This is a genomic window from Mesorhizobium sp. BR115XR7A, assembly GCF_020165315.1.
Lineage (GTDB): Bacteria > Pseudomonadota > Alphaproteobacteria > Rhizobiales > Rhizobiaceae > Mesorhizobium > Mesorhizobium australicum.
The window spans coordinates 489,105-512,855 of the sequence record NZ_JAIUHW010000002.1 but is presented as its reverse complement, the minus strand read 5'-3'; the positions used below and the strand labels follow the sequence as shown (position 1 = coordinate 512,855).

General features: G+C 62.0%; 23 protein-coding genes and 1 pseudogene. 14 read left to right on the top strand and 10 right to left on the bottom strand.

From position 1 onward, the window contains the following. The first annotated feature begins 19 nt into the window (after positions 1-19). Entirely contained in the window at positions 20-1,144 is a 1,125-nt protein-coding gene (locus LB557_RS06535; RefSeq protein WP_224713037.1) for a pyridoxal-phosphate dependent enzyme, read from the top strand. 445 nt (positions 1,145-1,589) lie between these two features. Here the strand turns inward: LB557_RS06535 and LB557_RS06530 are convergent, their stop codons facing one another. Then, positions 1,590-2,399: an SDR family NAD(P)-dependent oxidoreductase gene (locus tag LB557_RS06530; protein WP_224643162.1), complete on the bottom strand. Its 810-nt coding sequence runs from the start codon at positions 2,397-2,399 to the stop codon at positions 1,590-1,592. A gap of 892 nt (positions 2,400-3,291) precedes the next feature. Here LB557_RS06530 and LB557_RS06525 point away from each other — a divergent pair. From LB557_RS06525 to LB557_RS06515, 3 genes are all read left to right on the top strand, one after another. After that, on the top strand, positions 3,292-3,594 hold the full coding sequence (locus LB557_RS06525) for a hypothetical protein (RefSeq protein ID WP_140619981.1): 303 nt from the start codon (positions 3,292-3,294) through the stop codon (positions 3,592-3,594). A 116-nt stretch (positions 3,595-3,710) separates the two neighbouring features. Then, complete coding sequence (locus tag LB557_RS06520) at positions 3,711-4,061, top strand: hypothetical protein (RefSeq protein ID WP_140722529.1); 351 nt, start codon at positions 3,711-3,713, stop codon at positions 4,059-4,061. Positions 4,062-4,647: 586 nt separating this feature from the next. Next, positions 4,648-5,085, top strand: coding sequence for a MucR family transcriptional regulator (locus tag LB557_RS06515; protein ID WP_140716184.1), 438 nt, complete (start codon positions 4,648-4,650; stop codon positions 5,083-5,085). Positions 5,086-5,097: 12 nt separating this feature from the next. Here LB557_RS06515 and LB557_RS06510 read toward each other — a convergent pair whose 3' ends face one another. From LB557_RS06510 to LB557_RS06490, 5 genes are all read right to left on the bottom strand, one after another. After that, positions 5,098-6,435 (bottom strand): MmgE/PrpD family protein, encoded by a 1,338-nt coding sequence (locus LB557_RS06510; protein ID WP_224643161.1) that lies wholly within the window; start codon positions 6,433-6,435, stop codon positions 5,098-5,100. A 76-nt stretch (positions 6,436-6,511) separates the two neighbouring features. Further along, on the bottom strand, positions 6,512-7,078 hold the full coding sequence (locus tag LB557_RS06505) for a GNAT family N-acetyltransferase (RefSeq protein ID WP_140716014.1): 567 nt from the start codon (positions 7,076-7,078) through the stop codon (positions 6,512-6,514). 208 nt (positions 7,079-7,286) lie between these two features. Further along, entirely contained in the window at positions 7,287-8,357 is a 1,071-nt protein-coding gene (locus LB557_RS06500; RefSeq protein ID WP_140716016.1) for a pyridoxal-phosphate dependent enzyme, read from the bottom strand. A gap of 27 nt (positions 8,358-8,384) precedes the next feature. Continuing rightward, positions 8,385-9,266 (bottom strand): GHMP kinase, encoded by an 882-nt coding sequence (locus LB557_RS06495; RefSeq protein ID WP_140716018.1) that lies wholly within the window; start codon positions 9,264-9,266, stop codon positions 8,385-8,387. A 241-nt stretch (positions 9,267-9,507) separates the two neighbouring features. Continuing rightward, complete coding sequence (locus tag LB557_RS06490; RefSeq protein ID WP_181172989.1) at positions 9,508-10,200, bottom strand: winged-helix domain-containing protein; 693 nt, start codon at positions 10,198-10,200, stop codon at positions 9,508-9,510. Between the two features lie 335 nt (positions 10,201-10,535). Between LB557_RS06490 and LB557_RS06485 the strand changes: the two are divergent. The 4 genes and pseudogenes from LB557_RS06485 to LB557_RS06470 all read left to right on the top strand — a co-directional run bounded on the left by LB557_RS06485 (position 10,536) and on the right by LB557_RS06470 (position 17,452). Beyond that, positions 10,536-11,442 (top strand): annotated as a pseudogene (locus tag LB557_RS06485) (nucleotidyltransferase and HEPN domain-containing protein). A gap of 522 nt (positions 11,443-11,964) precedes the next feature. Then, entirely contained in the window at positions 11,965-13,224 is a 1,260-nt protein-coding gene (locus tag LB557_RS06480) for an exonuclease SbcCD subunit D (RefSeq protein ID WP_140716051.1), read from the top strand. Further along, positions 13,221-16,691, top strand: a complete 3,471-nt coding sequence (locus LB557_RS06475; RefSeq protein ID WP_224643160.1) for an ATP-binding protein — start codon at positions 13,221-13,223, stop codon at positions 16,689-16,691. Before LB557_RS06480 ends, LB557_RS06475 begins: the two co-directional genes overlap by 4 nt. A 290-nt stretch (positions 16,692-16,981) precedes the next feature. Next, on the top strand, positions 16,982-17,452 hold the full coding sequence (locus LB557_RS06470; RefSeq protein ID WP_224643159.1) for a hypothetical protein: 471 nt from the start codon (positions 16,982-16,984) through the stop codon (positions 17,450-17,452). Positions 17,453-17,633: 181 nt separating this feature from the next. On the opposite strand, the gene LB557_RS06465 is transcribed toward LB557_RS06470, so the two are convergent. Further along, a complete protein-coding gene (locus LB557_RS06465; RefSeq protein WP_140877521.1) occupies positions 17,634-17,900 on the bottom strand; it encodes a hypothetical protein in 267 nt (88 codons plus the stop codon). Positions 17,901-18,356: 456 nt separating this feature from the next. Between LB557_RS06465 and LB557_RS06460 the strand changes: the two genes are divergently transcribed. The 3 genes from LB557_RS06460 to LB557_RS06450 all read left to right on the top strand — a co-directional run bounded on the left by LB557_RS06460 (position 18,357) and on the right by LB557_RS06450 (position 20,071). Beyond that, positions 18,357-18,695: a glycosyltransferase family 4 protein gene (locus tag LB557_RS06460; RefSeq protein ID WP_140716055.1), complete on the top strand. Its 339-nt coding sequence runs from the start codon at positions 18,357-18,359 to the stop codon at positions 18,693-18,695. A gap of 365 nt (positions 18,696-19,060) precedes the next feature. Next, positions 19,061-19,285, top strand: coding sequence for a hypothetical protein (locus tag LB557_RS06455; RefSeq protein ID WP_224643158.1), 225 nt, complete (start codon positions 19,061-19,063; stop codon positions 19,283-19,285). Positions 19,286-19,564: 279 nt separating this feature from the next. After that, entirely contained in the window at positions 19,565-20,071 is a 507-nt protein-coding gene (locus tag LB557_RS06450) for a hypothetical protein (RefSeq protein WP_140722514.1), read from the top strand. A gap of 121 nt (positions 20,072-20,192) precedes the next feature. Here the strand turns inward: LB557_RS06450 and LB557_RS06445 are convergent, their stop codons facing one another. From LB557_RS06445 to LB557_RS06435, 3 genes are all read right to left on the bottom strand, one after another. Further along, entirely contained in the window at positions 20,193-20,732 is a 540-nt protein-coding gene (locus LB557_RS06445; RefSeq protein WP_224643157.1) for a thermonuclease family protein, read from the bottom strand. Between the two features lie 164 nt (positions 20,733-20,896). After that, entirely contained in the window at positions 20,897-21,430 is a 534-nt protein-coding gene (locus tag LB557_RS06440) for a thermonuclease family protein (protein WP_140620385.1), read from the bottom strand. Further along, the gene (locus tag LB557_RS06435; RefSeq protein ID WP_140620386.1) at positions 21,427-22,041 is read right to left on the bottom strand and encodes a hypothetical protein; all 615 of its coding nucleotides are present in this window, start codon (positions 22,039-22,041) and stop codon (positions 21,427-21,429) included. Before LB557_RS06435 ends, LB557_RS06440 begins: the two co-directional genes overlap by 4 nt. Before the next feature lie 148 nt (positions 22,042-22,189). Between LB557_RS06435 and LB557_RS06430 the strand changes: the two genes are divergently transcribed. The 3 genes from LB557_RS06430 to LB557_RS06420 are packed head-to-tail and all read left to right on the top strand — an operon-like array spanning position 22,190 to position 23,751. Beyond that, the gene (locus LB557_RS06430; protein WP_224713030.1) at positions 22,190-23,098 is read left to right on the top strand and encodes a lytic transglycosylase domain-containing protein; all 909 of its coding nucleotides are present in this window, start codon (positions 22,190-22,192) and stop codon (positions 23,096-23,098) included. Between the two features lie 11 nt (positions 23,099-23,109). Continuing rightward, a complete protein-coding gene (locus LB557_RS06425) occupies positions 23,110-23,448 on the top strand; it encodes a TrbC/VirB2 family protein (protein WP_140620390.1) in 339 nt (112 codons plus the stop codon). 3 nt (positions 23,449-23,451) lie between these two features. Further along, entirely contained in the window at positions 23,452-23,751 is a 300-nt protein-coding gene (locus LB557_RS06420) for a type IV secretion system protein VirB3 (protein WP_140620392.1), read from the top strand.

The following is a 23,751-nucleotide window of genomic DNA, read 5'->3' as shown; positions in this document are numbered from 1 at the left end:
CAATCCGCGCGTGAGTGGGATGCGCTGTATTCGCTGCCACGCCGTGTTTGCCGTGGCGGATTACTTCGAAGGTTGCCCGGCCTGTCTTGAACAGAACATGCCGGCAAGCCTGGCGATAGAGTATGAGGAATTCCCCTGCTGCCTCGAGCGGCCTTCTGAATGGCAGGTCTACCCGTCCTGTCCGACCTTGGGTGAAGGCAACACACCTCTGGTGGGGATGGACGAGCTTGCACATGAGGTCGGCGTCCGCGCGCTCCATGTCAAGAACGAGGGCACCAATCCAACCGGGTCGCACAAAGACCGCATGAGCCGGTTTGTCGTCCAGCGCGCGTTGCAGAGCGGCGCCTCGACGGTTGCCGCCGCCTCCAGCGGCAATGCCGGCGTGTCACTTGCCGCCTACGCGGCTCAGGCGGGGCTCGACTGCGTGATCGTCACCACGCCTGAGATGAACCCGAACTGGCGGCGAGCGATCGAAATGCACGGCGCGACCTTGCTGGCCGCGCAAACACCGCAACGCCGCTGGCAGGTGCTCGCCGATCGCGTCCGCGCCGGCGACTGGTATCCGGCCACCAACTTCATTGTTCCGGCAGTAGGCAGCAATCCGTTCGGGGTGGATGGCTACAGATCGCTTGCTTTCGAGCTGTTTCTTCAGCTTGGCGCCCAGGCATGCAGCGACGTTGTCGTTCCGACATCGCGGGCGGATCTGCTTTGGGGCATCGCGCGCGGCTACCGCGATCTGCAAAGGTCCGGTCTCAGCGGCGAGCCGCCCCGCATCCATGCCGTCGAGCCCTTCGCACGCATATCAAGGGTACTTGCGGGCGCCGATTACCGCGGCCACTTCGAAGGTCATTCGGCTTTGACGTCGATCGGCGGATCGACGGTCACCTACCAGGCCGTTGAGGCGATTGCCGCGTGCGGGGGATCGGCAGTTGCCGTTGAGGAGGAACCGACCTACGACGACCAAGCGCGGCTGGCGCGCTACGGTCTTTATCTCGAACTGTCGAGCGCGGCAGCCTTGACCGGCTTGCGAAAGTTGGTCGCGCAGCGCACGGTCGGGCGGGAAGCCGCGGTCGTGCTGGTCGGCACTTCGAGCGGCGCTTCAGAATATCGCGCTTTTCCCAACGCCATTGCCTCTACAGACTAGTCTAGCAGAGCTTCGTTGCGGCTTGCGGTCACATCAGGGCATTTCCGCCTTATGCAGAACGCGCTAGACCAGCAACGGCGATGATCATCTTCAGCCTGCCCGCAGCCGATCGGGCTGTCTCGTCTGGGCCGCATTTGGTGTTCCGCGCCGAACGGCGGCTTGCGCCTATCCCGCCCGTTCACAGCGCAAGCTGAGCACCCTGTGGGTGAACGGCCGCGTCGGCGGCTGGCGGCACTTCCACCGGGCTCTGGTGCTGAAGTGGGACAGAACGGGCCCAGAACGGCCATTGGCGGTCAGTACCAATATACGCTAGAGGTTGGCGCCGGAGTTTCGCCGCGCTTGGCGCGGCAAACCGGTGCCCGTCCGCGTTGGGGACGCTCGGACCTGGGAACCGACCATGAGCCCAAGGAAGGGGCTGACACGTCAGCCAACCTGTCGCCTGGCATTAGCGATATCGAGGCGCTAGTTCAGCCCCGCGACCGGCATCGAACAGGGCGCGATTTGCGTCCCCGACAGCGGAGAGCTTACCCACTTGCTCCAGTGCCGGGATACAGATCGTGTCACCCTGCCGCAGGCCAGCCAAGGATGCGTTGACGACGTCACCCGGCTCCATCACCGGCACATTGGGCCTGAGGACCGGCTTGCCGTCGATATCATGGAATTCTGTCCTGACGACGGCGGGACAAAGCGCCTGGACGAGAATACCTTTGCCCTGCAGTTCAGCCGCGAGAAGCTCGCTGAACATCGTGATGAAGGCTTTGGTGGCGGCATAAACCGAGCGCTTCGGCATGAACGGGGATTTCAAGCTTCCACTGAAGCAGAGCAGGGAAGAGACATTGATGATGGCGCCTTCGCCGCGCGCAATCATCGCAGGAAGTGCCGCATGCGACAGACGCATGACCGCAGTTACCTGCACCGCAACCTCTTCCTGGGCGCGGTCGATCGACAGGTCGACGAAGGGCATGTAAGTCTGGAACCCGGCATTGTTGACGAGTAGCGACACGTCCCCGGCCTGGATTCGCTGCTCCACCATGTCGAGGCCATGCGACTGCGCCAGATCGGCGACGATGATTTCCGCGGAGGCGCCAGCGGCCTTGATCTCGCGGGCTACCGACTCGAGCCGGTCCCGTCGGCGGGCGACGAGCACGATGTCGTAGCCGTCGCTGGCCAGGCGCTCGGCAAAAGCTTTGCCGATTCCTGAGGATGCGCCGGTAATGACAGCGACGCCCAAAGAACTCCCTGTGGAATTGGTCACGTCCGTCCTCCTAATGTCCCGTGCCGATGAATTGACCCTGATTGTCCAACACTACCGCTTGCGGTCGGTTTTGTACTGGCCAATCTCGTCCTGAGCTCAGAGCGATGCTGCTCCTTGAAGACAGGATAGGGCTTTCTAGCGCGGCCATGCCGACAGCCACACGTCCCGAGTACACACGGACCGCGCCTGACACCGCCCTTGATGAAGCCAAATCAAGTGTGGCATTCACACGGCCGTCGCACTGTCCGGGTTTCGTAGCTTTCGAGGAGGAAGGTTATGTTGTACCCTGGTCAGTGCTGGGGCCTTGCGAGATCGATATGCTCTCTCACGTGTGCCGTATTGTATTCACGAGAACCGCACGCCCCTTGACTCGCAGCAGGCCTAGCGCATCGCGTCACACCTGCTCAAGCTGTTTTATCAACGGTCTGATAACCGAATAGGAACTGCTGGACGCTGAAAGGAGCCGGCCGGACGGCTAAAGCAGCCGCTCCAGCATTCGGAGCTCCGGTTCCCGGTCGACCGCGAGCTAGGTAGCGCTCAACCCCTGGGTGCACATCTGCTCAGTCTTCCCACTGTGGGCCATTCAGAAGGCCGCCGCGGTGGTGCTGCGGTGCACGCCAAGGCGCGGGACGAGGAGCTGGGCAACTTCCTGGCCGAGGTGCAGATGGCTCTCGGCCACAACGTTCCGGGGCGAGGCCAGGAGCGCACTTGTAGCTTCCGGTAAACCGAGACAGAGCGGATACTCACCTGGTGGGGGTAGAGAAAGCTCATGCCGCCCCGGCGGCCGACGCGTTTGTTGTCGCGCAGAGATCAGCCTAGACCCCTGGTGCTGCGAAACGCAATATATTAGCAGTAGCTTGACGAAATGATTGGCCGCTCCAGAGTCATAGTTATGGCAAAGGGCATCAAAATCGGCGACGAGGTCGTAATCACCGCCACCGTGCGCAAGCGGGTCACTGAGGACCGGGTGAGCGTTTCCATACCCTCCTATGGCCAACCCCACTCGGTGATCGACCACACAACGAAGGTACAGAAGGGGCAGCATATCGAGTTGATTGGCAACGTCATCCACATCGACGAAAACAGCGTGACGGTGAACCTGGGCGCTCCAGTCACAGTCGACGCCGCTGTCGTCAGGCTGGTGAGCGCTTACAAGCCGCCAACCAGAAGGGCGCCGCTGGACAAGCCGACATGACGCCGGCCCGTTGTGCATCATCCTGCCCGCACTTGCCGCTGGTGGGATCTCCCAAACAGGGCCGGAGCTAAGCCATCCTCTCATCGTTAGGGCGGCCAACGTATAATGGATGGTCCATGATGCATGACGGCAAAGTCCTAGTGGTCGAAGACGAGCCTGTCATATTGCTTGACCTCGATTTCGCGCTGACCAACGCCGGCTTCAACGTCGTTGCTACCAGCAACGCCGCAGGCGTGATGAGCACCACTATGGAAGAAGACATACAAATGGCCAGAACTGGAGAAGCGCGAGCGCTTGGGCAGCATCGCAGCCCAGTTGGTCATCGTATCCGGCCCAACCAAGGGCGGCGCGTGAGCTGCGCGACGATGAAAACCTACCAGAGACCCATCCCGACCAAGCGTGAACGTTGGTCCGATGCTACGGCCGCGACTTCTTCGCCGATCACCGTCTCAGGCGCGATCGACTAACCGGAGCATCTGCCTTTCACCACCCGCCCGCTGGATCACGCCGGCGGGCTTTTTTGCTTGCGGCGGGAACCGATTGTATCGGCCCAAGTTCATTCGGTGGCGCCCCTCGACACCCCCCGGACAGGAGCGGCGGAGAGTTGGTCGAACAGCTTTCAAACAAAGCCCGCCACTGTCCCCTCAGTGGCGGGCTTTGGTATGTTTAGCGCGGCGAGGTGGACTTGAGTACCTACCTGAGACAGCGGCTCGCTGAAATCAAAGCTGCTCCCAACTTCGCAGGCGCCTGCGAGCTAAGCGCCGGGCTTCGCTAGGCTGGGTCTCCGCTGCCTCGCGGGGCTATGCATCGAGCGGGCATGCCGCCGGCACGCCGCTTAGTCGAGGCCCAGATCACAAGTCGACCCCGGCGCGGTGCCTTTGGCACCTGGAATGTCGATATGCGCCGGCAGGTTTGTTCGTCTGACTGCCAGGCGGAAGTCTCGAATCCCCGTGCAGCGCATTTCATTGCTGATCCATACCATCAGAAGTCCGGTCGTTGCGCATCCTCGAATTCCGCAATAGGGAAGTCGAGGGGACAATACAGGAGTTACAATTGACCAATACCGAGAGCTTTGACCCGATAGGTTTGACGGCGGAGATCGTGGCCGCCTATGTCCAGAACAATCCGGTTCCGACCGCAGGCTTGCCTGATCTGATTGCCAGCGTGCATGCCGCGCTGTTGAAGCTGGAGCAGCCGGAGATCGCCGCCAAACCAGCGCCGGTCGCTGCTGTGAACCCAAAGAAGTCTGTCTTTCCCGACTACATCGTCAGTTTGGAGGACGGCCGAAAATTCAGGTCGATGAAGCGTCATTTGGGTCTGCTTGGCATGACGCCCGATGAATACAGGGCCAAATGGGGCTTGGCCAAGGACTATCCGATGGTCGCGCCAAGCTATGCCGCCCAACGGTCCGCCTTGGCGAAATCGATCGGGCTCGGCCGCAAAGCCGCCCCGCCCAAACCGGCGCGGGCGAAGCGGAAAGCGAATGCATAAGCGGCAGGGCGTTCATTGTTCGGCGCTTGGTTGAGCCGCCAGGCAAATGAGCAACGGAGCGATCTCTCCCTGCTTGAGCAAACCCACGGACCGGATGAGTTGATCGAGCTCGGCACGCGAAAGGATGTCGCGGCCGAGGTCGTGCAGCTTTTCGCCTACGGCCAAGTCATCCATCGGGTTGTTGGCGTCGCCAAGCGGTAGGGGCACGTCAATGACGCGCTCGCGCGCTCCAGCAACCATGGTCACTCGCGCTGGCGTGCGCCGCGGAAAAATCCCGGCCAGGTCGTGGGGGTAGCGGATTTCGACTTTCGCCGCGAGCGCCACCACCTCCGGATCCATGAGCGAGCAAGGACGCAAGGGGCGGAAGGCGGCCGCGCCGCGCAGTGCGGCCAATGCCGCGGCAAAAGGCACTGAAAACTGTCCGCCTTCGAGCGACTTCGGTGCGATTTCGTTGGGCAGTTTCCGCGCTTCTGGAAAGATCTCCACGACGAGGCGGTCGATCGGCAGCCCTGGATCACGATCCGCAACGAGCGCGAGCACGGCATCGATGACCGGGTGCGTATAGCGGCAGGCGGCGTAGGGTTTAAGGTAGGTCTCGGCGATAAGCCAGCGGCTGCCAAGGTCGGCGGTTAGGGCGCCGACATCATAGGCGTGGGCCCGGTCCAGCAAATCGATCGAGCCGCTCATGCCAGCCTCGGCCCGGCCGGCGGCGAAGACCGCCGAGACCGTCGACCACGGGCTGCTGCCCTTGACGGAGCTTGCCTGGCAATCGCCTTGCGGCAGGTTTTGCGGCGCTTCGGCGCCGGCTATCGCGAGTGCATGGGCGAGCTGGTCGACTTGCATACCGCGCAGCCATCCGATGGCGGCCGCGACGCCGAAGCCAGTCCATTGGCCGCTGGCAAAGCTCATCGTATCGGTGAAGCGGCGGGCGGCGGCGATGCGCAGGGCAACATCATAGCCTAGCGCGGTCGCGGTGAGCACATCACGACCATCGCTGCCCAGCCTTGCCGCTTCCATCAGCACGGCCGGGACGATGGCAGCACCCGGGTGACCCGCCGCAAGACAATGGCCGTCATCGACGTCGAGCGAACTCGCCGCAGCGCAATTGGCAAACAGGGCGCCGAGCGGATGCAGCCCGGCCTCGGCGAACCAGGCATGTGCCGCACCTGCTCCAAAACAGGCTCTGGCGGCAATGCGCGACAGCCGCGCATTCTCGGTCGGCACGCCGCCGAGGAGAGCCGCGATCGTATCGAGAATGGCGCGTTGCGTCTTCTCGATGACCATATCAGGCAGGTCCCGGCGCCCCGCATCACAGGCAAAATCGGCAAACCGCTGCGTCACGAGTCGCATAGCTTCCTCCCATCAATCATAATATACCTAGTATACCTGCATTGCCAAAATGGAAAGCGCGCACTCGCGGCGACGCTCAGCCGCAGCCGCGCGGAATCCTTACCGTCAGAATGGTTTGATCGCCGATTGGGCCGTGGAAGATTTGACCAGTGTCGCTGAAACCCGCATTGAGATAGGCCGATTTCGCCGCGGCATTGCGGATGTTGACGGCAAGCATCAGCCGCTTGACCCCGGGGCGCTTCCGCCGCAGCCACGAGATCGCCAGATCCACTCCGGCGCGGCCGTAACCCCTACCTTGCAAGGTGCGACAAACGCGGAAACTGTGCAATGTGACCGCGTCGTTTGGCGCCCACAGGGGCAATGCAAGTCTCTCGCGAAGAATGAAGAAGCCGACCGTCTTGTCGGCGGCGACAATGGCTAGGGGGTGCTCAAACTGCGGATAGCGGCTGTTTTGCAGTCCGTCAAAGACCACATCCACGTCGCCGGCGAACTGTTCCTGCTCAGGATCGAGCAGCAACGTCTTGATGGCAGCCCGATCGCAGAGCGCCACGCGCTGCAGGCTGATCCCGTCCAGGCGCGACACGATCGACGTGGCCCGCACCTTCCCAGTTGTCGTCGCGCCGGATGTCGATGGCGATCTCATGGCTTTGTCCTCGCTTCACATGGCCCGGTCAGCCGGCGATCATCGTCGCTGGGTGCGTCGATGGGGCTAGCAGGGCGCCGTTGCATCACAGGATTGCGCAGCTTGCGGCCGCAAACAGGCCGGCGAGACCCGGAAGAGGTGGCGGACCGGCATGGCATGTGGGGCGCCCACCACACCCCGGCCATTGCATCATCGGCGCACGAAAGCCTCAAAATCCATTGCTTTGTCCGCCGCCCAGGTTAAGCCCATCATCGGCCCGCGCCAGGACTTGTTGCAGCGTTCTGCGCCTCCAGGAGAAGCGGGACCATGCTGACATCGGCTCGCTCGGCGCGCCGACAGTGACCGGGAAGGCAGGCAGTGGACTCGGCCAGCCAGCAATCGTTGCAAGCCATTGCTGGTCGTAGACAGTCTCGACATAGCGGTGGCCCTCGTCTGGAAAGAGCACGACCACCTTCTTGTCGGGATTGTTGTGAGACCACCATTGGGCAACCCTGTAAGCGGCGCCACTGGTCGGGCCCATGAAAAGCCCGTGCTGGCGATGAAGCTGATGGGTGGCTTGGAAGACCTCCACTGGCGTCAGCCAGTGGACCTCGTCGAACTGGCTGTGATCGACATTGGCGGGAAGGATGTTGCCGCCCAGACCGCTCAGGTTGAGCCTACCACTCGGCTGGCCAAACAGCACGCTGCCGGGCGTATCGACGCCTATCGCATGCAGATCGGGAAACAGCGTGCGCAGGTAATGCGATGTGCCGCTCATCGAACCACCCGATCCGACCGGGCCGACCAGGCAGTCCACCTTGCCGACCCTGTCGATCAACTTTTCGGCGACCTTGCCGTAGGAGAGCGCGTTGTCGCGATTGTCGTACTGCGAGGGCCAGTAGCTGCCGGGAATATCGCGCAGATACTCGTGCAGACGATCGAGGCGCGCTTGCTGCAGCCCGCCCGCAGGCGCTGGGCTGTCGACGATCGCCACCTCGGCGCCGAGTTCGATAAGGCGCCGATGAAGATGGCGATCGAGCGCCCAGTCGCTGACCAGGATCAACCTGTAGCCGTGCTGTACCGCCAGCATGGCGAGGGCAAGGCCAAAGGTTCCAGACGAGGATTCGCAGATTATCCCTCCCGGTCTCAACCGTCCCTGTTCGACGGCGCGTTCGAGCATGAAGCGAGCCGGTAGAAGCTTCATCAGGAAGAAAGAGGCGCTGAAGAGAGTGGCGCTGAGCGGAACGAGGCGAGGACCCTCGAATTCTTCCAGCCTGCGCATCAACATGTGGACAGACATCATGCTTCTCCCCGCGCCCCAAAGTGGTCAGTGACGGAAGATTGCCGGGTCGAAACCAGACCCTCTCAAAGCGTCCGCCGCGCCATCGATGTTTGCCGAGGCTTTTGGATCGAGCCCATCGAACATCAGTCCGACGACCGTGCCGCTATGGGCGACCTGGATGCCGACAGCATCGAAACGGCAGCCGATGGCTTCGATCTCGTCCAGACCGGGCTTTGGCAGGAAGCGCTCGTTGATGCGCGCGCTTGCCGTCGCAACTCGGCCAAGCATGCGGATATCCGCATGCTTGATGGCCGTGCGCAGCAGGCTGCGCAGCGGCCGGAAGGTCTCGATTTCCGAGGCATCGTAGCGCGCCGGCTGGTATTCGAGTGTGTCGACGGTCACATCCGGCGTTGTGTCGACGCTGATCAGATCGACAGGAGGCAGAGGTCTGCGGAAAGCTTCCAAGACGATCCCGTCACGATGGGCGAACAGCACCGCCTGTTGTTTGAAGAGGGTGGAGTCACAGGCCGTCTCGGCGCTGACCGCGATGCGCATGACCTCGTCCGACGCCGCCTCGATCTCCAGCCACCCCAGCACAGCCTGGATGCTCGCAAGCACGTCGGCCGTGGACGATCCCATGCCGCGGCCGACCGGGACGTTGCTGTCTATGGCGAGATTCCCGCCGGTGCCCCTTTGGCCAAACCTTGCGATGGTCAATTCCGCGGCGCGCCTGGCTTTGTCGCACGATTCCGGCGTCACAGCCACGAGATCGCCGTCGCCTGCGCTGAACCTGGCCCTCGATTGCAGCTGACGACAGGGGAGCGAGACCAGCGCGCGCCGCAGCCGAGCGCCGTCGTCCTCGAACAGGCCCTGAACCAATTCGCCGTGGTGGCCGAAGGCCACGCCAATTCCAGCTCCGTCCAGCATGAGACGACCCCTAAGAACAACGTATTAGATTATCCTGATGTAAACTCTGCCAGAGACTTTCATTTTAGGCGCCGGCGCGCAACAACAAACAAACTAAGCTTTTGTGCTATATACGTTACACCTTGTTTGTCTAGTATGTTAAGAGCATTAAGCCTAACCGATAAAGGAACACGACGATCACTCCAAAGATATCGGGGTTACAGGCGGCGCATCAGCCGGGATGTGGAAGCTGCTGGGATGATCAGGACGGACTGCGTGCCAGCGCGTATCCGGCGAGCCTGACGGTTCGGATAGCGGCGTCCCCAGAACATTGGCTAAGCTGCTTTCGCAGCTGGGAGATGTGGACATCGACCGTGCGCGCGCCGACGCCGCGGTTGCGCGCCCAGGCAGCGCCGATCAATTCGGCACGGCTGAGCACCCTCTCCGGGTTCTCCAGCATGTGGCGCAGCAACTTGAACTCGATCGGCCCGAGCGCGATCTCCTTGCCGGCGCAGGAAACGCGATGGGTATCGAGCCGCATTTCGACATCGGCGTAAGCAAGGGGTCGGCCATCCTGCGTCGCTGGCTCTGGCGTCAGGCCGATGGCGAGCCGGGAGCGCAGGTCCTGGAGCAGCTTGGCTGGCGCGAAAGGCCTGACAAAACACTCGTCAATCCCTGACTGCAAGAGCTGGATGAGCTGCGCTTCCGCGCCCGCATGGACCAGGGCCACACACGGGAGGGCGCCCACCGCGGTATCCTGCTTGAGCCGGCCACTTTGTGCCGCCAAATGGTTGTCCGCCCTGCAGTCCAGCAACACCGCCGCGATGGGTTTTGCGCAGACGAGCGCCAACACGTCGTCGATGGAGGCGGCAAGCATGGGAGTAAAACCGTCGACCTCAAGAATGTGGCTCAGCAGAAGATAGAAGTCGGCATCCTGCGAGCAGATGGCGATCAATGGCTTCATGAGGCCACCCAGTCTTTCGCCCGCGATACAGAGCAGTTTGGCAGATCGAATCCGGCGTGCCGGGGGGCAGGATGGCAGATTGGGTCGGCGATGGCAATAACTCCGGATCAAAGCTCATGCCCGTGTTCGCCGCTTCGACGTCAGAAGCTTGCGAACCGGCCTCAAACTCTCACTCAATCGTACCACATAGACTTGGCGAAGGGCATTTTCTCATGCTAGATTCTGGTGATCCGATGCACGCGCCATAGTCTTTTCGATATGACGAAGCCTGCTATAACCAGCGCGTCGCCGCGCGCCAGCATTCACCAAACCATGAACAGACCAGGATGAAAACCAGCATCGACCACTTGCCGGAGCACAAGCAGGAGGAGCTCGCCCGCGTGGTCGAGATCCTGCATGCCGAGTTCGAGGACGCGCTGGCGGAGAGCACCGCCGAATGGAAGAAGAGCGGCCGCATCCTGAAGATCATCCTGTTCGGCTCCTATGCCCGCGGCGACTGGGTCGATGAGCCGCTGACGATGAAGGGGTATCGCAGCGATTTCGATCTGTTGGTGATCGTCAACAACAACAAGCTGTCCGACTTCGCCTACTGGTACAAGGCCAAGGACCGGCTGGAGCGCGACCGCGCCATCAAGACGCCGACCAGCTTCATCGTCCACAGCCGCCGCTTCGTGAACACGGCGCTGCGACAGGGGCAGTATTTTTTCACGGACATCCGCCGGGAGGGCGTCGTCCTCTACGAACTCGATGAAGAGCCTCTGGCTGAACCAAAACCACTTACGCCGAGAGCGGCGTATGAGACAGCCAAAGAACATCTCGAAAGCCGACTTCCTGGAGCGAAAGGTTTCCTCGACACCTTCCTGTATGTTCTGAAGCAGGATCGACAGAAAGAAGCGGCGTTTCAACTTCACCAAGCTATCGAACACACTTACTCAACACTGTTGCTGGTGCTTACGAATTACAGTCCACCGTCGCACAAGCTTACGTTTCTGCGAGCCCTGGCGGAGGACCAGGATCGAACTGTCAGAGGCCTGGCCACGCGATCAGCAGCGCCATCGTGCTTGGTTCAACACGCTGAACGAAGCCTATGTGAAGGCCCGTTATTCAAAGCACTACGAGATTAGCGAAGAGGCACTTATCTGGTTAGGCGAACAAACTGCGGAACTCCAAAAATGCGCTGAACAGACCTGCTTAGAGCATCTGGTGCGGATGGGGGAGGCAGCAGGCGTCTAGGCGGCAAGTTTTTACCGAGGCGCGGCCGCCGACCCCCAAAATTGAAGTCCGCTAAGCGCCCTGATGTAGCTCGTTCGAGCCTGTGGCACGTTCGCAAACCCTGCACTCCGCCGGACTCACATATTTGCCTTTTCTGACCTCTCGTCGGGGCCACGCGTCGTGAATGAGGGCTGCCTCAACCTTCAACCAACCTTGCCAAGGTTGGGGTCGAGCGTTCGAATCGCTTCACCCGCGCGGTTTCTTCATCGATCGTCTAATCAGGGCCACCAGATGGTGGTTCTTTGCCTTCCGGTTGGCCGAGGCTCCTTCTGGTCGCAATCGACGGGGCTAATGCATGGCAGCTGGCCTTTCGCGGTAATTGCCGCGTTTGACCCAGCATCAAGCGCACATCAACACTACAACGGCTGACAAGCACGTCCGAAAAAAGCGCCGGTGGGCTAGGCCCCAAGACATTCCCGCGCAGCGAAAGTTTTCCTCGATCCTCCGTCGAACACCCTTATGTTCCATGGTCGGAGACCGCCCATGGCATTTCGATTCGTACACACCGCCGATATTCATCTCGATTCGCCGCTGCGTTCGCTCGCGTTGCGAAACTCCGAGCTTGCCGAACTCGTCGGCGACGCCAGCCGCCAGGCATTCGTCTCGATCGTGGATCTCTGTCTTGCCGAGCATGTCGATGCGCTGGTTATCGCCGGCGATCTCTATGATGGCGACCAGACGTCGATGAAAACGGCGCGCTTCCTTGCGTCCCAGATGGCGCGCCTGCATCAGGCCGGCATCACAGTTTACAAGATCCGCGGCAATCATGATGCGCTGTCGCGAATATCAAAACAGCTGGTGTTTCCCGACACCGTGACGATCTTCGGCGGCCGGCCCCAATCCGTCCTGCAGAAAGCCGGCGGGCTCGAGGTGATGTTCCATGGCTTGAGCTTTGCCAACCCCAAGGCGCCGGAAAGCCTGCTGCCCAGATATCCGCCCGCCCGCGAGGGGGCCGTCAATGTCGGCATCATGCACACCAGCCTGGCCGGGTCGCCGGGTCACGACGTCTATGCCCCATGCAGTGTCGCCGATCTGCACGGCTACGGTTTCGACTACTGGGCGCTTGGCCACATTCATGTGCGCCAGGTCCATCCCGGAAGAAGCACTGTGGTGATGCCGGGAATACCGCAGGGCAGGGACATCAACGAAGCCGGCGCAAAATCCATTACCCTGGTGACCATACGAGACGACCGTTCGATCGAGATCGAGGAAAGGCTGACCAGTGTGGCGCAATTCGAGCGCGCAAGCGTCGACCTGACCGGTACGGTCGAATGGCCTGACGTCGTCGGGCGTGTCCGTTCCGCCCTAGAAGCTGCCCGGGCCTTTGTTGGGTCGCGTCATGCCGTTATCCGCCTCAGCCTGACGGGCGCGTCACCTGTGTCCTGGGCGCTGATCCGCGACCGCGACCTGCTGCTCGCCGAGGCCGAGCAGGCAGCCGAACAGGTGGGCGACACATGGGTGGAAAAGTTGGAGCTTGATGTTGCTCCGACCGGGGCCGGAACGGCCGGGGAGGGCGCGGATCCGATCTTGGAGCTCGCTCAGTCGATGCGTGCTGATGCCGGCTCGCAGGCTTTCCGGTCCGAGGCGAGGGCGTTCGTGCAGAAAATGATTGCGGACCTTCCTGCCGAAGGGCGCGACTTCGCCGGAAAGGACGAGGCCGGGCTGGAGCTCTTCCTCGACAAGGTGCTGGCCGGCGGCGCCGACCTGGTCACGGCCCGTCTCAAGGCAGGCGGCGCGCAATGAGGCTGCGGCGTCTTGACCTCATCCGATATGGAAAGTTCACCGACAGCGTGATCGATTTCGGACCCAAGCCGGAATCGGGACCTGACCTGCATATCGTGTTCGGCCTCAACGAGGCCGGCAAGTCGACGGCGCTGTCGGGCTATCTGGACCTGCTGTTCGGCATCGAGGAGCGCAGCCGCTACAATTTCCTGCACGAGTACAGCGCCATGCGCATCGGCGGGTTGCTCGAGCTGGCTGGCACGGAGCATGCCTTCACACGCACCAAACAGCGCAGCAACTCGCTCTTGGACGCCATGGGCCAACCGGTGAGCGAAATGGCCATATCGGCTCACCTGGCCGGCCTGTCGCGCGATGCTTATCAGACCATGTTTTCCCTGGACGACGAAACGCTGGAAGCCGGCGGAAAGTCGATCCTGGAGTCGCGCGGCGATCTCGGCAAGCTGCTGTTTACCGCCAGTGCCGGCCTTGGACATGCCAGCGACACGTTGAGCGCACTCGAAGCCGAAGCCAATGGGCTGTACCGGAAACAGGCGCATGGTACCGAGCTTGCGCTGCTCAAGAAGCGTCTTGCCGAGCTGAAATCGAGCAGGGATCAGATCGACACTTTGGCCTCGGCCTACGAGAGCCTGGAGACCGAACGTCGTGAGGCGGCGCAACAATATGATCGAACCATCGCCGAGCGATCGCTGCTGTCGGCCAGGGTTGGCACCATTGCCAAGTACCTGCGCGCCGGTCCGATCCTAGCCGACGTCCGACGCAAGGCCGCCCGGCTGGCCGAGCTGCCCGACATGGCTTCACCGGCGCGGACCTGGACCGGCAGTGCTGCCCGACTGATCGATGACGATGCCAGCCTGAGAACGCGGCTGTCGGCAAATATCGATGAGGTCGAGCGACTGAAAACAAAGATTGCCGCGGTCGATGTCGACGAGGCGATCCTCGGCATCTCCGAGCGCATCCGCGGCCTGGCGGAAAGCAAGGTGCGCCACGTCTCGGCGGGCCTGGACCTTCCCAATCGCAGGATAGACCTGCAAATCCTCGACAATGCGGTTGCGGCCTCGCTTGCCGCGCTCGGACGGTCTTCAGAGACCGATCCCACCGCACTGCTGTTGCCGGCCGCTACTATAGGGGCTGTTCGCGCCATGGTCGAGCAACGGTCCGGGATCGCCACTGCTGCACGCGTTGCCCGTGATGAGGCCACAGCCGCCCTCGATGCGCTGCAGGCGGCGCAAGATCGCGTTGGCGAGGAGCGGGCAGTGCCCGAGCCGGCCAGGGCCAGGCTGAACGCGGCCCTGGCGAAGGCGAGGGCGAGCGGCCACCTCGGTGACATGAAGGCGGCACGCGAGGCGCAGGACGCTGGCGAGGTCAAATGGGAGATCGCCCTCGGCGGTTTGCATGCGTGGTCTGGCGACGCGCAGGCGTTGGCCTGCATCGCCGTTCCGAGCGCCAGACAGGTTGGCGTCTGGAAAACGCTTGCCGCGCAGCTTGGTAAGAACAAAGCCGTCCTGTCCGAACGTCTCGCCGAACACCAGGCCAACCACGAAACGCTAGCGGCGCGTCTAAGCGCGCTTCGCGCCTCGGTCGATGTCGCCGACGATGAGGTGGCCGCCGCCAGCCGGCGTAGCCGCAACGAAGCGTGGACAAGGCATCGTGCGGCGCTGAGCGGCGAAACAGCCGACGCCTTCGCCGCGGCGTTGGAACGCGACGACGACGTCAATGCAGGCAGGCTGGCTGGCGCGGGCGCGCTCGCCGATATTCGAGCCATAACGCACGGCCTTGCGGAAGCCGCGGCCGATATCGCGCGTATCGGCGACAAGCTTGCGCGAGTCGACATGGAGGTCAACGCCGCATCGTCGCAGATGCGCGCGGCAGCCAGCGGCCTGCTTGGAGAACGTGTGGAGGCATCGCTCGAGGACCTGATCGAACTGATCGAGCGTCGCACTTCGGCTCGCGCTGATGCGCTCGCCGCCTGGCAGGAGATCGAACTGGCCGCCAAGAAGGTCGGCCGGGCGAGCGAAGACGAGGCACGGCTGAGGCTGGACCTCGCCACGGCGCTGGAGAGCGTCGGCATTGGTTCGGATCCTGGCGACAGTCTTGAGACGATCATGGGCGTTGCTGAGTTGTTTCTGGACCGGCAACGCAAGGTGGACGCCGGACATGCCGAGGCGCTCAAGACAGTCGCCGCCAGACAGGAAGAGCTGGCCACCCGGCGCCGGGCAGTTGGCGTGGCCGAGCGCCGTGAAGAAGAATGGCTGGCCGGCATTGTCGAGGCACTGAGAGGCACCTGGCTTGAGAACGGGCTGTCCGCAACGGGCGTCGGCACCGTTCTCGACCAGCTGACTGAGCTGGCCAGGAACCTTCAGGAACGCGACGCGATGCAACTGCGCATCGACAAGATGCAGGCCGACCGGGATAATTTCGTGGTCGAGGGCGCCGCGGCAGCAACTGAAGCCGGCGAGCCGGCAAATGGCGAAGACGCCGAGCAGCTGGCGATCCGGCTGGGCGAGCGCTTGGCGGATGCCGATCGCGCGCGCGAGGCGAAAGCAAATCTCGCTGCGGATCTGCAGCGCCTCCTCGACGGCCGTGAGCTCCTTGACGCCGAGATCTCGGTACACGAGCGCCGCAAGAACGAGGTGCTGAGCGCCTTTGGCGTTACGACGCTTGCCGAAGTGGTGGAACGCGACGAGCAGTTGCGTGAGCGCGACCGTCTACACGCGACAGTCACCGAACTGGAGGACCAGCTGGCGGCCGAACTCGGCGTTCAGACATTCGAGCAGGCGCGCTCGATCCTCGATGCGCTCGATTTCGGAGGCATAGCGATTGAGAAAGCGGAAGGGGAGCAACGGATTCAGCTCCTTGACGAAGCAATCCAGCAGCAGCTGATCCGGCAGACGCGTGCCGCCGACAAGCTCGATGCCATTGGCGGCGACAGCGCCGTCGCCCGAATAGACGCCGAACGACGCACGATCCTGCTGGAAATAGAGGACAGGGCGGTCCGCTACATCGAATTGAAGCTGGGCGTGATGTCCGCCGGAAATGCCTTGCGCGCCTACCGCGAGCGCCATCGCTCCGGGATGATGGCGCGGGCTTCCGATGCATTCGCGCTGATGACGCGCGGGCGCTACTCGGGGCTGACGACCCAACCGGTGAAAGGTGGCGAAGTCCTAATCGCCTTGCAAAGCGACGGGCAGTCGAAAGTGACCGAGGCGCTTTCGAAGGGCGCCCGTTTTCAGCTCTACCTGGCGCTCAGGCTTGCCGGCTATTACGAATTCGCGCAGTTTCGCCCCTCGGTCCCCTTCATCGCCGACGACATCATGGAGACGTTCGACCACGTCCGCTCAGAGGAGGTTTTCAGGTTGTTTGGTCAAATGGCGGATGCCGGCCAGGTGATCTACCTCACACACCACCAGCATCTGTGCGAGATAGCCAAGACGGTGGTGCCGGGCGTGATGATCCACGAACTCGGATAGCATCGACCTGTGCCAAAGGCGGACTTGTGCCTGCGATGTTGTGGCTTGCACCACGGCTCGGCCGAGATCTGCTTAGCTAAGGGCAACACAGAGACCAATAAGCTCGGCGGTGTTGCATCGGTTCGGCATGAGTGAGACATGGAACTTCGGCCCATCGGCGAGCTTCCAGATAGTCTGCTATGGGCGATGGCTCTCATTGAGCTTGAGGTCAGGGCCGAGGCACGCAAGATTGGGTTGAAGCGGACAGGTGTTTCATTGCCCTCCTTCACCAGCAATACGGGGAGAACGAGATGCGGAATCTTATGCTGGTCTTCGCGGCACTTGCCTTGGCCGCATGCCAATCACCTCAAGAAGTTCGGCAATCCGTCGCTGTTGAACCAGCATCGAGTCCGGCTGTTCTGCCTGCGGCAACGATGGTTCAATCGCCGACAATCACTCCTCCTGGAAAGGACGTGCCGGCAAAGTATGCCGCCTTTTCGGGCAGTTGGGTTGGCAGGTTGGAGAGCACATCTGAAGGAAGGCTCGATGTTCAGTCCGTTTCCTCAAACGGGAAGGTGACCGTCAACTACGCATGGGGCGTCCTGGACGATAACAATCCAGGTGAGGCTGCCGGCACAGGAAAGATCGTAGGGAATGCGTTGAGACTTGGCCGTCTTCCGAATGGCGCGGACGCCAGTTTTCAGATGCTGCCCGATGGAACCCTGGCCGAAACATTCGCGCTTGCCGGTAAGACCTATACCGGCGTGTTGACCAAGCAATGATTAGTCATTCTCGTCGCTATCCGGCGTGAAGCGCACGGTGACGGCCGATGACGCTTGGTGGCGGCCACCCGGAGCCAGCCAGGCCCATAAGGCTTGCCTTCCGAGGGAGCCTTCACCGGACGGCCATTGGCGGCACACGAGACCCATGTGGGAGGTTGGGGCTGCTCTTCAGCTTCAACCTCTAGTCCAATCGCTTGGTTTGCCGGGCAGCATCGAATAGCGCGGCTCCATCCATTTCGATTCTATCGACAAGGACCCGCGCTTGCTCGGTGTCGATGCCGGTTTCCCGGGACAGGAGCATGACCCGAAAACGCTTTTCTTCGGATGGAATAGGAAGGCCGGGCCGACCGCCTTCGGAGGACTCGACAGCCCTCCGCCTCGCTGGCTGTCCAGCTTTGAGCTTCGGAATGTCGTTCTCTGCCGGGGAGGTGGCCTGCTGGACGATCATCGCGTTATCGCAGACCAAGAAAGCTCAGGATTGCGATGACCACGACTACCGCTCCGATGATCCAAATCAATCTGTTCATGTCGTTTCCTTGCGTAAATAATTAACTACATCACCCTCGTTATCAACGAGATCGTGCCCACACTTGACGCTGAATGCGGTGTTAGAGACGGGGGCGAGCAACCGCCGCCTCAGTCAATACTGCTGTTCAGTTGGAATCTCCCGCCTTCGTAGCGACAACATTCCAAGCAAGGCTGGTTCCAGGCGCTTTCGAGAGTGGGACCTTTTCGTCTGTCGTTTCAGACTTAAGTCCGATCACAAGGGACCTCAGCGGGAATGTGATGTCCTCAGGCCTGATCCTAAATCGCCTCAGCCGTGCTTGTCGGCCCTTTGCAGTTCTTTGCGGCGCCTTGTTGGCAACCCGGTTCAGCCCCTGGCCTTGCGGCCGTCGAGCATACGATGGCGCAGCGGGAGGGCCTCCTGCACGACCAGGTTCAATACCTTGGCGTCGTTAAGAACCTGGCGCCTCATTATGCATCGGCGCGTCTTGTCGCCATGCCGATCATTGCCGGCGTGGGGATCGCAATCAAGGCGCTGGAAGCTCTCGCCGCCGGGCGTCCGATCGTCGCGTCGCCACTTGGCTTTCGTGGGCTTCCTCCGGATTTCCAGCCCCTGCGCCGAAGCCGACATCCGATGCTTTTGAATTCGCCGCGGCAATCGATCGGCTGCTCAGCGATGAGCAAGCGCGTGACGAGGCGCTTCAGTCCACGCGGAAAGCTAACCAGGCTCTTGGGATGAGAGAGCGCTTCGAATCTCAGATGGCGCAAGCTGTCGAGCGCCTCGCGAATTGTGCGATCGGCTAAGGCCTTTTCCACGCCTCGCAATCGCATCGCCAGGCAAAGCCCAGTCTTGTCGCTGGTCGCCAATAGGGCAGTCACAAGTCAGCGCGCGCAGACCGGTTGTCTTTATAGGAAGGCTCTGCAACAATTGCATCTGCGCCAGTTTCCGCGATCACCGTGTGAAGCTGTAGAAGGCCAGGGACGACACGACGAGTGTCTGAGCGTAACCGCTCGGGATCGTGGCTCACTCCAGGTGGGTTCCCCAACGTCCGGCCCGCAGCGCACCGCTGCCCCTGCCGGACCGATCCGCGGGAGGCCTTTGGCATGCCAAAAATCCACTCTAATTTCGCCGCCAGCTACAGCGAATTGACGCTCTGGGAATTGGCGGATCCAGCAGCGACGGTAGAGGCTGCGGTCGAACTCTACGGCCCGGACGCGGCGACCGCCGCGGCATGGTGCGCGCTGACTGCGAACTTCGACGGGCGCGAGGAGGACTATCGCTTCTGGTGCACGGTCTTCTCAAAACTGGGCAACAGACTCCAGTCTTGAACTCTGTTTGAGAACGAATGTCCCCGTTCCGACACAGTCGATGTGCAACGTCCCCGAGCCGCCTCACTGGAGGCGAGACAGGTGGCGGACAGGCCTGAATACTTAATGCACGAACAACATGTTTCCGGCGCTTAACGCCATTTCATCTAACTTTAGTACAGCGCCGGGAGTGACTGCGCTATCCTTCACCGACGCCGAGCCCGGAGGAAGAATGTCTTTCATCCGATTTCGGCCGGAGCAGATCCAAAGCCGGCATGCGAGGAAATTCATTTCACAGGAATGTCGGCCACGATGATCGCTTCTGGTGCCAATCTGTTCAGGTCGACGGGAAGAATGACGGGACAAGAGCACAGTGGGAACACGGCCACCCAGCGCGACCCGTTCAGGGGCGTTGAGCGGGTTTCGCCAACCGCTTCGGACGTCGGCCGCGCCAAAATCGGGAATCCTGCCATCGGGATGGCACGTTGCATCGCACGCCACCGGCGCCTCGTGGCCGCCGTTGAGAGGTTCTCCCGGAAACGGTGCGCCAGCCGTTTTAGCCTGCTGTCGGCTGCCGCCTGGCTGGCTCTGGTCGTAAGCCGGCCTCTTGAACGATCTGCGTGGCGCCGACTGGTCCAGCGCAAGCCTGTTGAAAGCTGCGAGGCCGAGCAGAAAATTCTTTATCTGATTGCTGCAATCCTGGCGCGGAAGACGCATTTGCGACCTGCGGAGGTCGACGAAGTCAAAGCCAGTGTCATGGAATTCCAGTCGGGCATTGCTGATTTACTGCGGAGAAAAGACCCGTGACTCTCTGATGTGATCCAGAGGCCGTACTCATCGCGTCAGTGGCCGTTCGACTGTGCCCGGTGGGTGGGCGTCACATCTAGAGCGGCGACTTTGGCTGTTGCGAACTTGCGAGGGCTCGGCGCTACCGAACCGAGCTGGAAGCGCGCCTTCTGGCGTCCACAAAAGGCGGCGTGATCTCATATTTGCGCTCGGCGATTAGATTGGAATCTGCAACTGGCCTTCGCGCCAAACTACTGTCGATGGCCTTGGCGCGCCACTCGTCCATGTCGAGGACGTATGTAGACCACATTCCATAGCGCGCCGACATGGCGTAGCGTTGCCATTTCAAATAGTGCGAGTGGACCGGGGAGCCGGTCTCCACCCGCGCCCAGCCGACGCGCAGCATCTCCACGGCAAGGTCGTGCCCGTCGGCGACACACCTGCCTTTGAGGGCACCGTCGCGATCAGGGAACTCGCCTAGGAGACAGACAACTTGTCTGTCGCCGACCATCCGCTTCAGCCAGGCTTTTGCCAAGGCCCCGCACGGAACCGGCTTCAGAACAGCACTTTCGCCGCGCCGCTTGGCATCGAAGGCCCATTGCGGCAATTCGCAACTGTCGATGCCGGCAAGGCGAACTTTTTGAGCCGATCGAGGAAACCACAAGGTGCGGCCGTCGATCACGCTGGCCCGTCCCGCAATCGCCTTTGAAGATCGCCCAGCGGTCAGGGAAGCAGGCTCACCACTTTGCCCGCTCCCAGCCGCTCTGGCGATATCGGCGCCGGGCGAAGGAGAGGGGAGGCAAGAGCAAGCCAGCGCGGTCAGCGCCCAAAGCAAATGCCTCGCGGTCATGGCCGCGACGCTTTTGCGCCGGCAGCCTGACCAAGCAGGATCGCCGGATGCTGGACGTCCTTGAACTGCCACAGCCCGGCGTGTCTGGCGCGCGCCGCCTGCTCGGCGACGGCGTAGCCGGCGTGGTAGGGCAATCCGTCGGCACGCAGGGCCGCGAAGGCAAAGCCGCTTGTGATCATGAGATTGCCGAGATCAAGCCGATCGCCCTCGATCATGACGAAACAGGCAACATGCACGGTGTCGCCGACCCTCAGCACAGGGGCGCATTCAGGCCTGGTGTCGGCGATCAGGGCGCCGAACACCGCGAGCGAAGCCTCGCCACAATCGGCACGGCGGCCGGCGGCATCGGTGTAGAAAGTTCCGCGAAGGCACGCCTGGGTGCCGTATAGACGATACTTGGTGCCGGCTTCGACCCAACTATCGCCAGTCTCGAGCGTCACGCCCGGTCGCAGGTCGAAATATCCGGGCGGCGCGGCGCCTGCCGGGCCTGCGGCGAGCGCACCGGCCAGGAGAATACGAACGGTCCTCATTGCGCTTGCGCCTTCATCCTGGGATCGGCCCACATGCCATAACCGCCGCGACCGATCTTTTCTGCTTCTGCGAGATCCTTGCGCACCGCAGTGCCGTCAGGGTTCCTTGCCACCCGGTGGCTACCAACTGAAACCAGCTGCTCCTCGAACATGTCCACCGTGTCGAGGCTGCCGGGGTAATTGTAGTAGCCGTAGCAGGTCGCATCCTGAAGCGGCGCATTCGCCTCGCTGACGAAGGCCCGGCAGAAGATCACCTTTGGCGATTGCAACAGCGTCTCCAGTCCCTTCCTGGCATAGTCGGCGCAGGTGCCGGAGAAATCCTCGCGGCGGTTGACCAGATCGCCCTCGCAGGGCTCGATGCCATAGAGGCGGAGTACGGTTTTTGAATCGACGCGGAAGTCGATCGGCGAGACGGCCTTGAAGCCGCTCGTCGAAGCGAAGCCCTTGCGCTCGGCAATGCTTCCCTGGCCATCGTAGTATTCGACGACCAGGACCGTCTTTCCCGGCGCGGCGAGTGACCTGATGTAGGCCTGATCGACGGGTTCGGCCGCGATGGCCGGCACCAATGACGCCAGGCAAAGGACGAAGCTGCCGCCGACGCTGGCTCTCATATTTGACACTCCCAAATAGCATCTCGTTTCGATCCAGCTTGCCAATTACGGATCCTTTGCGCAACAAAAAACAATATCAATTTGACATTCTTTTTTCCGTCAGCTACCGATTTATCGAAACTTCGACCCACCGGCGTGGAAACTTGCGATGGTTTCTCCATTGTTCATATTGGCAAACCGGCGGCTGCTCCTGCTGCTGAGTTCGGTCCTCCTGAGTTGGCCGTCGGCATACTCCGCAAGCAGCGCGGCGGAAAACCGCGACCTGCGCCAGCCGCCGCGCAATTCAACGGTCTCCGCGGTCAGCGCGGGAGAGGCCGGCATAATCGACAGCGTTTTCCATAGCCGCTGGGCGGAGAGGGCAGGAGAGTATGTGCTCGATGGCCAAGGCAGACTTCGTCAAACCCAAGCCCCCACGCGCAATGACGTGGATGTGGCGCCGCCGGGGCAGACGGCGAGCGCATCGCGCTCCATCGATCATAGTCAATTTGACTTCGCATCGGCTAACAACGGACTTCCCGGCGACGCTGAATGCGGGCCATCACCCCTCAATTCGGAAGAGATCGCACGGCTCGTGGCGCAGGCTGCATCCAGGTATGGCGTCGATCGCGATTTCGCACTTGCAGTCGCGATGTCTGAAAGCCGCCTCGACCACAGCCGGAACTCTCCAAAAGGGGCGCGTGGCCCGATGCAATTGATGCCGTCGACGGCAGCCCATTTCGGCGTCAGCGACATCTGTGATCCGGCCGAAAACATCGACGGCGGCGTGCGGCTGCTGCGGGATCTGTTTGCCACCTATCGCAACCCGCTGATCGTTGCCGCCGCCTACAACGCCGGCGAGGCGAGAATCCTTCAATATGACGGCGTGCCACCCTTCCCGGAGACGGTCCGGTTCGTCGCCGACGTCATCAATCGGCAGCTGAAGCTGCCGCCGCTCAGGCGGCAGGCCGGCAGCGGCATAGCAGCTGATCCTGCCGACACCGGCAAGGCGCCTCCTCTCATCGGAGCGAACTCTAAAGGCAAGCCGCGGCAGTGGGTCGGCGGCGTCCTGCAATTTTGACGGAGGAAGACATGAAGCGAGCCCTCTCGAACGCTCGACGGACACGGGCATTTCGAATTGCAGGCACCGCCCTGGTCCTTGGCGTATCGCTGTGCGCCATTGCCGAGCCGGCGTTGGCGCAGACCTCCGGCGCATTTGCACCGCTCGAAACCGCGGTGCAAATGATCGTCGATTTCATAACCGGCCCATTCGGACGGCTGCTCGCCATCATCGCCGTCATCGGGCTTGGCTTTCTGGCCTTCGCCGGACGCCTCTCCTGGTTCACCGCGGGCGCCGTGGTGATCGGCATCGGGCTGGTGTTCGGCGCGCCGGCGATCGTCGACCAGATGATATCGGCTGTCGGCAACTGAGCCATGAGCGATCATTCTGACGACAGGCCGCAACTGACACCGCTGGTCATCGGGCTCACCCGGCCGCCGATGATGTGGGGAGTCCCGCTCAGCGCCTTCTACCTCATCCTCGGCATCACGCTCATCGCGTTCCTGGTGACCAGCAGTTTCTGGGCAGCCGCAATCGCGCCTGTCACCTATCTCGCCCTGTTCGCGCTCTGCAGCCGTGACGTGCGCATCCTCGATCTGGTCCAGACCGCGGGGCGCCGCACACCGCGCACGCCAAACAGGACCTTTTGGCAAACCAATTCCTACGGGCCCTGA

Bases quoted from the DNA above. Each gene is read 5' to 3' on its own strand.
- LB557_RS06535 (WP_224713037.1), top strand. From the start codon at position 20: ATGCGCTGTATTCGCTGCCACGCCGTGTTTGCCGTGGCGGATTACTTC.
- LB557_RS06525 (WP_140619981.1), top strand. From the start codon at position 3,292: ATGGCAAAGGGCATCAAAATCGGCGACGAGGTCGTAATCACCGCCACC.
- LB557_RS06520 (WP_140722529.1), top strand. From the start codon at position 3,711: ATGATGCATGACGGCAAAGTCCTAGTGGTCGAAGACGAGCCTGTCATA.
- LB557_RS06510 (WP_224643161.1), bottom strand. From the start codon at position 6,435: ATGCGACTCGTGACGCAGCGGTTTGCCGATTTTGCCTGTGATGCGGGG.
- LB557_RS06505 (WP_140716014.1), bottom strand. From the start codon at position 7,078: ATGAGATCGCCATCGACATCCGGCGCGACGACAACTGGGAAGGTGCGG.
- LB557_RS06500 (WP_140716016.1), bottom strand. From the start codon at position 8,357: ATGTCTGTCCACATGTTGATGCGCAGGCTGGAAGAATTCGAGGGTCCT.
- LB557_RS06495 (WP_140716018.1), bottom strand. From the start codon at position 9,266: ATGCTGGACGGAGCTGGAATTGGCGTGGCCTTCGGCCACCACGGCGAA.
- LB557_RS06480 (WP_140716051.1), top strand. From the start codon at position 11,965: ATGGCATTTCGATTCGTACACACCGCCGATATTCATCTCGATTCGCCG.
- LB557_RS06475 (WP_224643160.1), top strand. From the start codon at position 13,221: ATGAGGCTGCGGCGTCTTGACCTCATCCGATATGGAAAGTTCACCGAC.
- LB557_RS06470 (WP_224643159.1), top strand. From the start codon at position 16,982: ATGCGGAATCTTATGCTGGTCTTCGCGGCACTTGCCTTGGCCGCATGC.
- LB557_RS06465 (WP_140877521.1), bottom strand. From the start codon at position 17,900: ATGATCGTCCAGCAGGCCACCTCCCCGGCAGAGAACGACATTCCGAAG.
- LB557_RS06460 (WP_140716055.1), top strand. From the start codon at position 18,357: ATGGCGCAGCGGGAGGGCCTCCTGCACGACCAGGTTCAATACCTTGGC.
- LB557_RS06455 (WP_224643158.1), top strand. From the start codon at position 19,061: ATGCCAAAAATCCACTCTAATTTCGCCGCCAGCTACAGCGAATTGACG.
- LB557_RS06450 (WP_140722514.1), top strand. From the start codon at position 19,565: ATGTCGGCCACGATGATCGCTTCTGGTGCCAATCTGTTCAGGTCGACG.
- LB557_RS06440 (WP_140620385.1), bottom strand. From the start codon at position 21,430: ATGAGGACCGTTCGTATTCTCCTGGCCGGTGCGCTCGCCGCAGGCCCG.
- LB557_RS06435 (WP_140620386.1), bottom strand. From the start codon at position 22,041: ATGAGAGCCAGCGTCGGCGGCAGCTTCGTCCTTTGCCTGGCGTCATTG.
- LB557_RS06430 (WP_224713030.1), top strand. From the start codon at position 22,190: ATGGTTTCTCCATTGTTCATATTGGCAAACCGGCGGCTGCTCCTGCTG.
- LB557_RS06425 (WP_140620390.1), top strand. From the start codon at position 23,110: ATGAAGCGAGCCCTCTCGAACGCTCGACGGACACGGGCATTTCGAATT.
- LB557_RS06420 (WP_140620392.1), top strand. From the start codon at position 23,452: ATGAGCGATCATTCTGACGACAGGCCGCAACTGACACCGCTGGTCATC.